Raw genomic sequence first — 12372 nt, forward strand, 5'->3', positions numbered from 1 at the left:
CGGCGTCCACCCTATTTCTTGCGGCCGAACTTGGGCAGGTTGGGGAGGTTTGCCAACAGGTCCGCGGCTTTGGTGGCCGCGCGGCCAACACTGCGTCCGATCTGCTGCGGAACGCTGTCATCGCTCAACGGGGCTGCTGTTCCGCCGGGAATGACGACGGCGGGACTCAGTTCTGCTCCCTCGCGCGCCAGGACGCCCGCCGCGGCGTCCTCCTGGCGAGGCGCCACATGCCCCGGCACGACGGCGGCGGGTGCCTCCGCCAGGCCCGCCGCGGCGGCCGCCGCTGGCCTGCCCTTCGCCGCTGATGCGGTGTTCCCTGCGGCGCCGTTCTTTGGTGAGGCGCTGGTTGGCGAGGAGGCAGCTTTGGCGGCCGTGCCGACGTCGAACGTCTCCAGCCAGCTTGCGATGCCCTCCAGCGGACCCCGGTTCAAGGCGTAGTACCGCTTCTGGCCCTGCGCGCGCATGCTGACCAGCTGCGCTTCCCGCAGGACCTTCAGGTGCTTGGAAATGGTGGGCTGGCTGGCGTCCAGTTCCTCCACCAGCTCCCCCACTGCTTTGTCCCCCGCCCGGAGGGCCACCAGGATCTCCCGCCGGGTGGATTCCGCTATGACGGCAAATACGTCGTCTGTCACCATGCCTCCCACCCTAGCGACATATACGCCGAAAGGCATCAACTATTTCGGTACCCCACTGCTCCGGTGCACCACCGGAGCCGCTAGTCGAACCAGGGGTCCAGCCCGTGCAAGGGGAACACCGCCTTGCGGGTCGCCATGACGGTACGGTCCACGGCGTCGTTGGGGTCGAAGCCCACTTCCCAGGACCGCCACCACAGCTCCACGTCATCCCCCATCAGCGCGGGGGCCACGGTCCCGAATTTCTCCGCCACATAGAGCCGCCAGTCTTCCGGGACGGCGGTGCGCAGCGGCACTGGCCGCCCGGCGGCGATCGCCACCAGGTGGCTCCAGGACCGCGGCACCACATCCAGGACGTTGTAGCCGCCGCCGCCGGTGGCGATCCACCGGCCCCCGCAGAACCGTTCGGCCAGGTTTGCGACGGCGTTCGCGGCCTCGCGCTGCCCGTCGACACTGAGGTTGAGGTGGGTGAGGGGGTCGCTGCGGTGTGAATCGCAGCCGTGCTGGCTCACGATGACCTCCGGTTCGAACGCGCCCACCAGTTGCGGCACGATGGCGTAGAACGCCCGGAGCCAGCCGGCGTCCCCGGTGCCGGCGGGCAGGGCAACGTTGACGGCTGTTCCCTCCGCTGCGGGGCCGCCGATCTCGTTGGCGAACCCTGTTCCGGGAAAGAGGGTCAGTCCTGTTTCGTGCAGCGAGAGCGTCAGGACCCGGGGATCGTCCCAGAAGATGTTCTGCGTTCCGTCGCCGTGGTGGGCATCGACATCGATGTAGGCCACTTTTCCCACGCCGCCGTCGAGGAGCCGCTGGACGGCAAGGGCGGCGTCGTTGTAGATGCAGAATCCACTGGCACGGTCCCGGGCGGCGTGGTGCATGCCGCCGCCGAAGTTGACCGCATGCACGGCCCAGCCCTCCAGCACGCCCTGGGCGGCCATCAGGGATCCGCCGGCAAGCCGCGCCGCGGCCTCATGCATTCCCGCGAAAGCCGGGTCATCCTCGGTCCCCAGCCCCCGGGACTCGTCCGGCCGGGAGGGGTCGGCGCTGACCCTGCGCACCGCCGCGACATAATCCACCGAGTGAACCGCTTCCAGTTCCGCGTCGGAGGCGGTCTCCGGCGCCTGCACGTCCACATGGTCCAGGTCGAAGAGCCCCAGGCTGCGCGCCAGGCGGGCCGTCAGGTCCATCCGTTCCGGTGCCATGGGGTGGCCCGGACCAAAGTTGTAGGCAGTCATGTCAGGGCTCCACGCCACCATCGTCGGCGGCGCGGGCTGGCTTAGACCGGGCAGATATGTCATCAATCACAGGCTACCCGAGCCCGCCGGACTCCCAGCCGGGCCATGAAGCCGGGCTTTAGTGGTTTACTACTGGGGGAAGCAGTTTCGACCGAGGAAAAGCCACACATGACGCAGAGCCAGTCAAGGCCCCGGACCCCGGCCAGCTGGCACCCCCCAGCGCAGGAGCGGGAGGGCCTCTGGATCTTCACGCGGCTTCGCGACTTCATCGACGACATCGCCAACACCTCCCCTGCCAGGCTTGCCCTGACGGCGTTCGCCGCGGTCTGCATGGTGTTCACGTTCCTGCTGTCCCTGCCCATGGCTTCGGCCAACGGAACCGCCACCCCCATCCACGAGGCCCTGTTCACCGCCGTCTCGGCCGTCTGCGTGACGGGACTAACGGTGGTGTCGACGGCGGTGCACTGGTCCTTCTTCGGCCAGCTGGTGATCCTGGTGGGCATCTTCATCGGCGGGTTGGGTACCTTGACGCTGGCCTCGCTGCTGGCGCTGATGGTGAGCAAGCGGTTGGGGGTGCGCGGGAAGATCATTGCCGCCGAATCCATGAACAACGCCGGCCGCCTCGGTGAGGTGGGCACCCTGCTCCGGATCGTCATCACCACCTCCGTGGTCATCGAGGGCGTCCTGGCCCTGGCGCTCGTTCCCCGGTTCCTGACCCTGGGCGAGCCCTTCTGGCAGTCGGTGTGGCATGGCATCTTTTATGCCATTTCGTCGTTCAACAACGCCGGCTTCACCCCGCACTCGGACGGCATCGTGCCCTACGAGACGGACCTGTGGATCCTTATCCCGCTGATGGTGGGCGTCTTCCTGGGCAGCCTGGGCTTCCCCGTGGTGATGGTCCTCCAACAGAACGGCTTGAACTGGAAAAAGTGGAACCTGCATACCAAGCTCACCATCCAGGTATCGCTGATCCTGCTGGTGGCCGGGGCGTTCCTCTGGGCGCTGATGGAGTGGGACAACGTCCGGACCATCGGCACCATGGATGTGGGCGACAAGATCACCCACGCGCTGTTCGCCTCCGTCATGACGCGTTCCGGCGGCTTCAACCTGGTGGACCAGAACCATATGGATTCCACCACCATGCTGCTGACGGACGCCCTGATGTTCGCCGGCGGCGGTTCCGCGTCGACGGCGGGCGGCATCAAGGTCACCACCATCGCCGTGATGTTCCTGGCCATCGTCGCGGAGGCCCGCGGTGACGCGGACGTCAAGGTCTACGGCAGGACCATCCCGCAAGGAAGCATGCGGGTGGCCATCTCGGTGATCGTGGCCGGCGCCACCCTGGTGTCAGTGTCCGCTTTCCTGCTCCTGGCCATCAGCGGCCAGTCGCTTGACCGGGTGCTGTTCGAAACCATTTCCGCGTTCGCCACGGTGGGCCTGAGCACCAACCTCAGCGCCGAGGTGCCCCCTGCCGGCGTCTATGTCCTCGCGGCCCTGATGTTCGCGGGCCGCGTGGGAACCGTGACCCTCGCAGCCGCCCTGGCCCTGCGCCAGCGCAGCCAGTTGTACCACTACCCCGAAGAGAGGCCCATCATTGGCTAGTTCCACAGACGCCCCGCGGCGCCCCGCCCACAACGCCCCGGTGCTGGTGATCGGGCTGGGCCGCTTCGGATCATCCACGGCAGAGCAGCTGGTCAAACAGGGCCGGGAAGTACTCGCGATCGAACGCGACCGGAACCTGGTGCAGAAATGGGCCCCGCTCCTGACCCACGTGGTGGAGGCTGACGCCACCAACATCGACGCGTTGCGCCAGCTGGGCGCGCAGGAGTTCAGTTCCGCGGTGGTGGGGGTGGGGACGTCCATCGAGTCCTCCGTGCTGATCACTGTCAACCTGGTGGACCTGGGAATCGAACACCTTTGGGTCAAGGCAATCACCCCCTCGCACGGCAAGATCCTGACGCGGATCGGGGCCAACCACGTGATCTACCCGGAGGCCGACGCCGGAGTCCGGGCAGCGCACCTGGTCTCGGGCAGGATGCTGGACTTCATCGAGTTCGACGACGACTTCGCCATTGTGAAGATGTACCCGCCGCGCGAGACCGTGGGGTTCACGCTGGACGAGTCGAAGGTCCGCTCCAAGTACGGTGTGACCATTGTGGGCGTGAAGTCCCCGGGCGAGGATTTCACCTACGCCCGGCCCGAGACCAAGGTGTCCTCGCGGGACATGCTCATTGTCTCCGGGCACGTCGACCTGCTGGAACGGTTCGCCGCCCGGCCATAAGGTCCCCCGGTGGTTGGGCTTGCTGAAACCGGATTTCGACATGCCCAACCTCCGTTACCCAAGCTGCTTGGTGATTTCCGCCGCCCGGTCCGCTGCCGCCTTGGCGCCGGCGGCGATGATGGCCGGGATGCCCTGTTCGTCGAACGTGGCGATGGCCCGTTCCGTGGTGCCGTTGGGGCTGGTGACCGCTTTGCGCAGCGCGGAGGGATCCGCCCCCGGTTCGGCGAGCATGAAGCCTGCGCCGGCCACCGTTTCGCGGGCAAGGAGCAGGGACAGCTCGCGGTCCAGGCCCAACTCCTCCCCCGCCGACGCCATGGCCTCGGCCAGGTAGAAGGCGTACGCCGGGCCCGAGCCGCTGATCGCTGACAGCGCATCCACCTGCTCTTCGGGCACTTCGACCACCGTCCCGGCGCCCTGCAGGATGTCCTTGACCTTCCGGAGCTGCTCGGGAGTGCAGTGGGTTCCCGGCGAGACGGACACCACGCCGCGGCCCAGCTTTGCCGGCGTGTTGGGCATGGTCCGGATGACCGGCTGGCCGGCGGGGAGCGCGGCTTCGAGCTGGGCGATGGATACTGCCGCGGCAACGCTGACCACCACGGCATCCGGCGAAAGGGCCGGGCCGATCTCCCGGGCCAGGTCAGCAATTCCCACCGGTTTGACGCCAAGGATGACGACGGCGGATCCCTTGGTGGCCTGTTTGTTGTTGTCTGGTTCTTCCTCGCCGGCGATCGCGGTAATGCCCGGGTACCGTTCGGCGAGTTCCGATGCGCGCTCCGCGCGGCGGACGGTGGCCACCACATCCCCGGGGTCCGTCCCGGCCTCCAGCAGGCCGGCAAGAATGGCCTCGTTCATGGATCCACAGCCAAGGAATGCAATTCGGTTGCTCATGCCTCCATCATTGCAGTACGCATGCATTCACAGGCAACTCCCATGTTCAGCGCAGGCAGCGCACAACTTGGGGTCCTAACGTAGTTATTACCTCATTGAGGGTGCGAGTGATGCGGCAGGCATGGGGATGCCTGCCAGGGCACCGGTGGCTCGGCAACAGGTTTTCCCCCATTTTCCTGTTGCCGGCCCCGGTGCTTCCGCATTTAAGCGCGGCTGGTGTCGCTGCCCGGCCGAACGCTTGGTTGCTAGAGGGCAGGTTCCACCGGGCGGGACGCGGCCACATGGGGCGCCGGTTCCAGCGGCCCGGCGAAGACCAGCTGGTCCAGGCGGCGCAGGATGAGCCCTTCGCGCAAAGCCCAGGGGCAGATGCGCAGCTTCTTGAACTTGAACATCTCCAGGGCGGCTTCGGCCACCAGTGCACCGGCAAGGAGCTGGTGCGCCCGTGCTTCGGATACACCGGGGAGATGCAGCCTGTCCTCGGAGCTCATGGCCGAGATCCGCTGGGTCCAGATCCCCAGGTCCGAGGCGTGCAGTTCGCGCTTGACGTAGGGGCCTTCGGCGCTGGGCGCGGCCCCGGCGATCCGGGCCAGGGAGCGGAACGTTTTTGAGGTGCCTGCCACCACGTTGGCCCGGCCGAGGCCGTCGAATTCCCGGACAGCAGGTTTGAGGGTGGCCCTGATGTAGCGCCGCAGTTCCTTGACGCTTTTGGCCGACGGCGGGTCCTCGGGGAACCAGTCGCGGGTGAGCCTGCTGGCGCCGAGCGGCACGGAGGTGGCCACCTCAGGAAGCTCGTCCTGGCCGAAGGCCATTTCAAAGGAGCCGCCACCGATGTCCAGGTTCAGGATGGGGCCGGCGCCCCACCCGTGCCAGCGCCGCACCGCGAAGAACGTCATGGACGCTTCTTCGCTCCCGGTGAGTTCCTGGAGGGTCACCGTGGTCTCGTGCTTGACCCGGGCCAGGACGGCGGGGCCGTTGGTGGCCTCGCGGATGGCCGAGGTACAGAATGCCAGCAGGTCTTCGGCCTTGTGCCGGGCCGCGAATTCCCAGGCCTCCAGGACGAACTCGGTCAGCTCATGCTGTCCTTCGTCGCTGATGCTGCCGTCCGGTTCAAGGTACTGGACCAGGGACAACGGCCGCTTGTGGGACGCAAACGGGACAGGCTGCGCACCGGGGTGGGCGTCCACCAGGAGCAGGTGGACGGTGTTGGACCCGATGTCGAGGACGCCTAGACGCATGGGGACATTATTGCTCGTCGGCGCGCTTGAAGTCGCGCCGGATGTTCGCCACGCCTTCAGGATCGATCTCGAAGCCGTAGGCGGCGCCGGGGTTGATCACCATGCCCAGTTCGTCGCCAAGGTTGGCGATGATGGCTGCACCCTGCGTGCCCAGCACGTTGGGTGCGGCTTCCAGGTACTGCTGGTCCACCCGGGTGGGGTGCGAGAACACGGCGAGGACGGGGCGGCCGTCGGCGTTGGCAAGGACCAGCGGCTCAACCTGGGAGTCCACGCCTTCCACCGTGTCCGAGCTGATGATGTAGACCTCGCTGTTCAGGAAGGACAGGATGACGTCAACAGGATTGGCGTCTTCCTGCCCACCGGTGGCGAGCTTCTCCTCAAGGTCGTTAAGCGGCTGGAGATCCGTGTGCGCGGGCTGTTCAGTCATACCGTCTACCCGATCACGATCCGGTGGCCGGCGCAAACGCGCCGGCCAGGCACTAACTACTTCTTGGCCGTTGCCTTCTTCTTTGCGGGTGCCTTGCGGGTGGCCGTCCGCTTGACCGGGCCCTTGGCGCGCTTCTCGGCCAACAGTTCCACGGCCTGTTCCCGGGTGAGTTCCTCCAGGGAGGTGGCACGCGGAACCGTGATGTTGGTGATGCCGTCGGTGATGTACGGACCGAACCGGCCTTCCTTCACCACGATGTTCTTCTCCGACACCGGGTCCGGACCGAACTCGGCCAGCGGCGGCACGGCGGCACGGGCGCCGCGCTGCTTGGGCTGTGAATAGATCTCCAGCGCCTGCTCCAGGGTAATGGTGAAGATTTCCTCTTCGGATCCGATCGAGCGCGAATCCGTGCCCTTTTTCAGGTACGGACCGAACCGGCCGTTCTGCACGGTAATGAGGTTGCCTTCGGCGTCCTCGCCCAGCGCGCGAGGCAGGCTCATGAGCTGCAGGGCTTCGTCCAGCGTCACGGACTCCACGGTCATGGACTTGAACAACGAACCCGTGCGCGGCTTGGCCTTGACCGGTTTCTTGGGCGGCTTGGGCTTGCCGTTCTTGTAGTACTCCACCGGCTGCTTGGCCAGGTCTTCGTCGGTCATTTCCGGGATGATCTCGGTGACGTAGGCGCCGTAGCGGCCGTTCTTGGCCACGACAGTGTGTCCCGTGTGCGGGTCTGCACCGAGCACGCGCTCCTCCGGCGCCGCAGTCTCCATCAGCTCAATGGCTTTGGCTGCGGTCAGTTCGTCCGGGGCCAGGTCCTCGGGCACGTTGGCCCGGGCCGACTCCACGATCTCGCCCGTCTTGGGATCAACGACGGCTGCCGAACTTTCCAGGTACGGGCCGAACTTGCCCACCCGCAAGGTGATGTCGTCGGTGATCGGGATGGAGTTGATCTCACGGGCATCGATCTCGCCCAGGTTGTTGACGATGCTCAACAGGCCGGGGTCGGAGTCTTCGCCGAAGTAGAAGTGCCGGAGCCACGAAGCTCCCGCCTCCTGGCCGTTGGCGATCTTGTCCAGGTCGCCTTCCATGTCGGCAGTGAATTCGTAGTCCACGTAGTCGCTGAAGTGCTGCTCCAGCAACCGGATCACCGAGAACGCGATCCAGCTGGGCACCAGCGCGGAGCCCTGCTTCCGGACGTAGCCGCGGTCCTGGATGGTGGAGATCGTGGACGCGTACGTCGACGGGCGGCCGATGCCCTTCTTTTCCAGTTCGGCGGTCAGGGACGCTTCCGTGTAGCGCGGCGGCGGCGAGGTTTCGTGGCCTACCGCCTGGATGTCCGCGGCGGTGAGGGAGTCGTCCTTGGCCACGTTCGGGAGCCGGCGTGCTTCGTCGGACTCGTCATCGCCGCGGGTCTCGTCCTTGCCTTCTTCGTAGGCGGCCAGGAAGCCGGGGAAGGTGATGACGGTGCCGGAGGCGGAGAACTCGGCGTCCCGCCCGTCGGCGGCAATGGCACCCAGGCGGATGGTCGCCGTCGAGCCCTTGGCATCGCCCATCTGGGACGCCACGGTGCGCTTCCAGATGAGCTCATACAGGCGGAACTCGTCCCCGGAGAGCTGCTTGGCAACCTGGGCCGGCGTGCGGAAGGAGTCTCCTGCCGGGCGGATGGCCTCGTGCGCTTCCTGCGCGTTGGCGGCCTTGTTGGAGTAGACGCGCGGGGACTGCGGAATGTATTCCGGCCCGTAGAGCTCCGAGGCCTGCCGGCGCGCCGCGGTGATGGCTTCGTCACTCAGCGCCGACGAGTCCGTACGCATATAGGTGATGTAGCCGTTTTCGTAGAGCCGCTGGGCCACCTGCATGGTGCTCTTTGAGGAGAAGCGCAGCTTGCGGCCGGCCTCCTGCTGGAGGGTGGAGGTGGTGAACGGCGCGGCCGGGCGGCGGGTGTACGGCTTGGTGTCCACCGAGCGGACGCGGAAGTCCGCATCCTGGAGCCCGGCGGCGAGGGACGTCGCAAGCTCCTCGTTGAGGTGGGCCACGTTCTTGGCGGTGAGCTCGCCGTTGTCATTGAAGTCGCGGCCGCTGGCCACCTTGGCGCCGTCAACGGCGGCGAGCTTGGCCTTGAACGAGCCCGAGTCCGCGCCGAACTGGCCGGTCAGGTCCCAGTAGGAGGCGGCTTTGAAGGCCATGCGTTCGCGTTCGCGGTCCACCACCATGCGCGTGACCACGGACTGCACGCGGCCGGCGGACAGGCCGCGGGCCACCTTGCGCCACAGCACCGGGGAGATCTCGTAGCCGTACAGGCGGTCCAGCACGCGGCGGGTTTCCTGCGCATCCACCAGGTCCTGGTCAACATCGCGCAGGTTGCCCATGGCGCGCTGGATGGCTTCCTTGGTGATTTCGCCGAACGTCATCCGGTAGACCGGAACCTTGGGCTTGAGCACTTCCAGCAGGTGCCACGCGATGGCTTCGCCTTCGCGGTCCCCATCGGTTGCGAGGTAAAGTTCGTCGGCGTCCTTGAGCGCAGCCTTGAGCTCGGTCACCTTTTTCTTCTTGTCCGGAGACACCACGTAGTAGGGCTTGAAGTCGTGGTCGATGTCGACGGCGAACTTGCCCACCGACGTTTTCTTCAGCTCGGCGGGGAGTTCGGACGGTTGCGGCAGGTCGCGGATGTGACCAATGGAGGCCTCTACGATGAAGCCCTCGCCGAGGTACTTGGCGATGGTCTTGCTCTTGGCCGGAGACTCCACAATCACGAGTTTCTTGCCGGTTTTGGCCTTGCTTGGCACGGTGCTCCTACAGAAAAAGGTTGCTGGGGCAGATGAGCCCATGTTCGCCTAGTTCACCATATTTTGGGGAATCGTGCGCATTCATGTGGAAAAGACGGGGCGCGGCCTGGAGCATAAGGGGGCTTACTGTTCGGCCGGAAACACGGCCGGAATGAGGAAGCCGTCCCGCACCAGGTTGGCCACGTCGGCAAGCAGCAAGCGCTGGAACGACCCGGCCTCGCCGCCCAGGAGGGCCTCCAGGGCCGCGGCGATCTGCCCGGCGGCCAGGTCGCCGTCGCACGCCGAGACGAACCCGGCCAGCTCGGTGCTCATCAGGTTGGTGCGGCGCAGCCCGGCGCCCTGCCGGAGCAGGATCACGCCGGGGTGCTCGGCGCCGGGGCGCTGGTGGCGCTCCTCGGTGACGTCGTCGGCCACGAGCAGGTGCGTTCCGGCGAGATCGTGCCCTGCCAGCCAGTCGCTGCGTTCGACGGCGGCGCCCAGGTGGGGTCCGATGGGCTGCTCGATGGGGTATGTGATTTCCTCAAAGCGGCTGATGGTTTCCTGCCCGGCCGCAGCGGGGCGCCGCAGCCACACCATGCCAAAGCCGATCCCGGCGACGTTCCGGGACCCGAAATCCGCGAGGTACGCGGCGTAGGCGTCCCGGTAGTGTGCCCGGTCCCGGGATTCGGAGGCGTCCTGCAGCCAGGTTTCCGCGTATTGTTCCGGGCTGACCTGCTCCCGCTGGATGAACCAGGCGTCGGTGCCTGCCCGCACCCAGGACCTCGGCCGCTCATCCCAGTTGGCGCCGGCAGGGACTTCCCAGTTTCCCAGCAGCTGGGCCACACCGCCCGGCGCCAGGACGCCGGGCAGGTCCGCCACCAGGGACGCGACGATCTCATCGCCCGGCAGACCGCCGTCGCGGTAGGTGAATTGGCCGGCCGCGTCCTCTCCGGCACTGCGCGGCGTGATCACGAACGGCGGGTTGGACACCACCAGGCTGAATTCCTCCCCGGCCACCGGCTCCAGCAGCGAACCCAGGCGCAGGCTCACCCGGTCCTCGAGCCGGTCCGGGTCCACGGAGAGTGCCTCGGCGTTGAGCAGGATGTTGAAGCGGGCATAGGCCAGGGCGCGTTCGGAGATGTCGGTGGCGGTCACGTGCTGGCAGTGGTGCAGCAGGTGGAAGGCCTGGATGCCGCACCCCGTGCCCAGGTCCAGGGCGCGTTCGGTGTGCTGCCGGACGGTGGTCTGCACCAGCGTGGTGGACGCCTGCCCGATGCCCAGGACATGGTCGCGCCGCAGGACTCCTGCCTGCTGGTGGGCCGCGAGGTCGCTGGCCACCCACAGTTCAGCGCCGCCGCTGCCGTCGGGGTTGGCATCCCAGCCGTACGGGCGCAGGTCGGCTTTGGCCGTGATGCGGGGCGTGCCGGGGACGGGCTGGACCAGCCCCAGCTCCAGGAGCCCTTCCACGCCGATGCCCGGCAGCGCGGCGTCGAGCGTTTCCCGTTCCTGCGGCTCGGCCAGGAGCCACAGCCGGACGACGGCGGCAAGGGGCGCCGCCGCTGCGGTGCGCTGCACTGCCTGCGCGGTTGCCAGCATGGCGGGAATGACCTGGTCCCGGTTCAGCGCCGCGGAGGCCGTGGGCCCCAGCAGCCGGGCGACGCCGTCGAGCGTGTAGTCGATCCTGCGGAGGTCTGCGGCGAGCGCCGCCAGCAGCCCGGGAAGGTCGCTGCGGGGTGCGTCGGGAGTGTTGCCGGCGGTGAACTCGTACGGGGATTTAGGCACCGCTCAAGTTTAGTCCGGCCCGGCAGCGGGGTACGGTGGAAGCATGCCTTCCCGCCTGACCTTCCTTCCGCGCGCCCGCACCGCCGCGGTACGCCGTACGCTGCCGGCGGTACTGGTGGCCGCAGCCCTTGGGCTCACCGTCGCAGGGTGTTCGCCTGCGGGCTCGGTGGAGGCCGCGGATGTTCCGCAGTGGCGGGCCACGGCGCTGCCCACGTCCCCGGCGGACGTGGTGCTTCAGGATTCGGGCAAGATCCTCAACCGGGACCACCTCGTGCAGGAAGCAGCTTCCGTTCCTGCCGGCAGCTACACGCTCACGGCGGTGTGTGCCGGCACCGGCAAGGCGTTCTTCGCGGTGTCACTGGACGGCAAGGCCGTCACCGAAGCGGGTGCGGCCTGCAACGGCCGTGCCGAGACCACCAGGATCAACCTGCCTGCCGGCGGCCGGGTCCAAATCAGCAGCTCCAGCGTGGACGCCCCGCTGCTCTACGCGTACCGGCTGGCCCCGGCGCAATAACACCGGTTTCCGGCTCTGGCCCGGCGCCCGTCGCGGGCATACAGTCGGACTATGCCCAGTGTGCGGAGGTTCTCCGCGCCCCTTCCCCGAGGGACAGCACGGGCGCCGCGGGCACCGAAGCCCGCGGCCGCCGTCGCCCTTGGACTGGTGCTTGCGGCAGGTGCCCTGGCAGGCTGCGAATATACGTACGACGACGGCCGGGCCGGTGCCGTCCAGGGCGGCACTACCATCGCCCCGGTTCCAGCGTTCACCCGCGATCCTTTGCAACAGGACCCGGTCAGCGGCGCCGACCTCGATGATTGGGTGTCCCGTGCCCTGCCGGAGGGTACGGCACCCGAGGTCCAGGCCGATGCCGGGTTGTTGGGGTCCGGCGAAGTGCGGACCGTGGCATCACCGGCCCTGGAGGCCGGCACATACTCGCTGGCCTTGGCCTGCCGAAGCCAACGCCGGGTGGCGTTCACGGTGAGCACCGAGGACGTGACGCTGGTGGATCTTGGCCTTCGCTGCGGCATCAACCGGGAGAACGTCTTCTATCTCTCCACCCGGAGCGTCCTGACGGTGCGGCTGGAAGCGGGCAGCGCGGCGAACTATGCGTTCCGGCTCCGCAGGCTTTGACGTG

General features: G+C 67.4%; 11 protein-coding genes. 4 read left to right on the top strand and 7 right to left on the bottom strand.

What is annotated here, in order from left to right; all coding sequences use genetic code 11:
- Positions 1 to 11: 11 nt before the first annotated feature.
- On the bottom strand, positions 12 to 635 hold the full coding sequence (locus tag AC4EEV_RS07675; RefSeq protein ID WP_018761820.1) for an ArsR/SmtB family transcription factor: 624 nt from the start codon (positions 633 to 635) through the stop codon (positions 12 to 14).
- Between the two features lie 80 nt (positions 636 to 715).
- Positions 716 to 1927: an acetoin utilization protein AcuC gene (locus tag AC4EEV_RS07680; protein WP_285319561.1), complete on the bottom strand. Its 1212-nt coding sequence runs from the start codon at positions 1925 to 1927 to the stop codon at positions 716 to 718.
- 105 nt (positions 1928 to 2032) lie between these two features.
- Between AC4EEV_RS07680 and AC4EEV_RS07685 the strand changes: the two genes are divergently transcribed.
- On the top strand, positions 2033 to 3466 hold the full coding sequence (locus tag AC4EEV_RS07685; RefSeq protein ID WP_491330574.1) for a TrkH family potassium uptake protein: 1434 nt from the start codon (positions 2033 to 2035) through the stop codon (positions 3464 to 3466).
- 40 nt (positions 3467 to 3506) lie between these two features.
- The gene (locus AC4EEV_RS07690) at positions 3507 to 4145 is read left to right on the top strand and encodes a potassium channel family protein (protein WP_018761823.1); all 639 of its coding nucleotides are present in this window, start codon (positions 3507 to 3509) and stop codon (positions 4143 to 4145) included.
- Between the two features lie 54 nt (positions 4146 to 4199).
- Here the strand turns inward: AC4EEV_RS07690 and proC are convergent, their stop codons facing one another.
- From proC to AC4EEV_RS07715, 5 genes are all read right to left on the bottom strand, one after another.
- Positions 4200 to 5033: a pyrroline-5-carboxylate reductase gene (gene proC, locus AC4EEV_RS07695; protein WP_018761824.1), complete on the bottom strand. Its 834-nt coding sequence runs from the start codon at positions 5031 to 5033 to the stop codon at positions 4200 to 4202.
- 245 nt (positions 5034 to 5278) lie between these two features.
- Positions 5279 to 6268 (bottom strand): Ppx/GppA phosphatase family protein, encoded by a 990-nt coding sequence (locus AC4EEV_RS07700; RefSeq protein WP_109045173.1) that lies wholly within the window; start codon positions 6266 to 6268, stop codon positions 5279 to 5281.
- 7 nt (positions 6269 to 6275) lie between these two features.
- A complete protein-coding gene (locus tag AC4EEV_RS07705; protein ID WP_018761826.1) occupies positions 6276 to 6695 on the bottom strand; it encodes an SseB family protein in 420 nt (139 codons plus the stop codon).
- 56 nt (positions 6696 to 6751) lie between these two features.
- Positions 6752 to 9478: a type I DNA topoisomerase gene (topA, locus tag AC4EEV_RS07710; RefSeq protein ID WP_018761827.1), complete on the bottom strand. Its 2727-nt coding sequence runs from the start codon at positions 9476 to 9478 to the stop codon at positions 6752 to 6754.
- Between the two features lie 123 nt (positions 9479 to 9601).
- Positions 9602 to 11239: a DUF7059 domain-containing protein gene (locus AC4EEV_RS07715; protein WP_491330575.1), complete on the bottom strand. Its 1638-nt coding sequence runs from the start codon at positions 11237 to 11239 to the stop codon at positions 9602 to 9604.
- A 43-nt stretch (positions 11240 to 11282) separates the two neighbouring features.
- Here AC4EEV_RS07715 and AC4EEV_RS07720 point away from each other — a divergent pair, with 43 nt between their 5' ends.
- Positions 11283 to 11753, top strand: a complete 471-nt coding sequence (locus AC4EEV_RS07720) for a DUF6023 family protein (RefSeq protein ID WP_491330576.1) — start codon at positions 11283 to 11285, stop codon at positions 11751 to 11753.
- Between the two features lie 51 nt (positions 11754 to 11804).
- A complete protein-coding gene (locus tag AC4EEV_RS07725; protein WP_491330577.1) occupies positions 11805 to 12368 on the top strand; it encodes a DUF6023 family protein in 564 nt (187 codons plus the stop codon).
- Positions 12369 to 12372: the final 4 nt, after the last annotated feature.

Source organism: Pseudarthrobacter sp. MOO14 (assembly GCF_058267675.1).

Bases quoted from the DNA above. Each gene is read 5' to 3' on its own strand.
- AC4EEV_RS07675 (WP_018761820.1), bottom strand. From the start codon at position 635: ATGGTGACAGACGACGTATTTGCCGTCATAGCGGAATCCACCCGGCGG.
- AC4EEV_RS07680 (WP_285319561.1), bottom strand. From the start codon at position 1,927: ATGACATATCTGCCCGGTCTAAGCCAGCCCGCGCCGCCGACGATGGTG.
- AC4EEV_RS07685 (WP_491330574.1), top strand. From the start codon at position 2,033: ATGACGCAGAGCCAGTCAAGGCCCCGGACCCCGGCCAGCTGGCACCCC.
- proC (WP_018761824.1), bottom strand. From the start codon at position 5,033: ATGAGCAACCGAATTGCATTCCTTGGCTGTGGATCCATGAACGAGGCC.
- AC4EEV_RS07700 (WP_109045173.1), bottom strand. From the start codon at position 6,268: ATGCGTCTAGGCGTCCTCGACATCGGGTCCAACACCGTCCACCTGCTC.
- AC4EEV_RS07705 (WP_018761826.1), bottom strand. From the start codon at position 6,695: ATGACTGAACAGCCCGCGCACACGGATCTCCAGCCGCTTAACGACCTT.
- AC4EEV_RS07720 (WP_491330576.1), top strand. From the start codon at position 11,283: ATGCCTTCCCGCCTGACCTTCCTTCCGCGCGCCCGCACCGCCGCGGTA.
- AC4EEV_RS07725 (WP_491330577.1), top strand. From the start codon at position 11,805: ATGCCCAGTGTGCGGAGGTTCTCCGCGCCCCTTCCCCGAGGGACAGCA.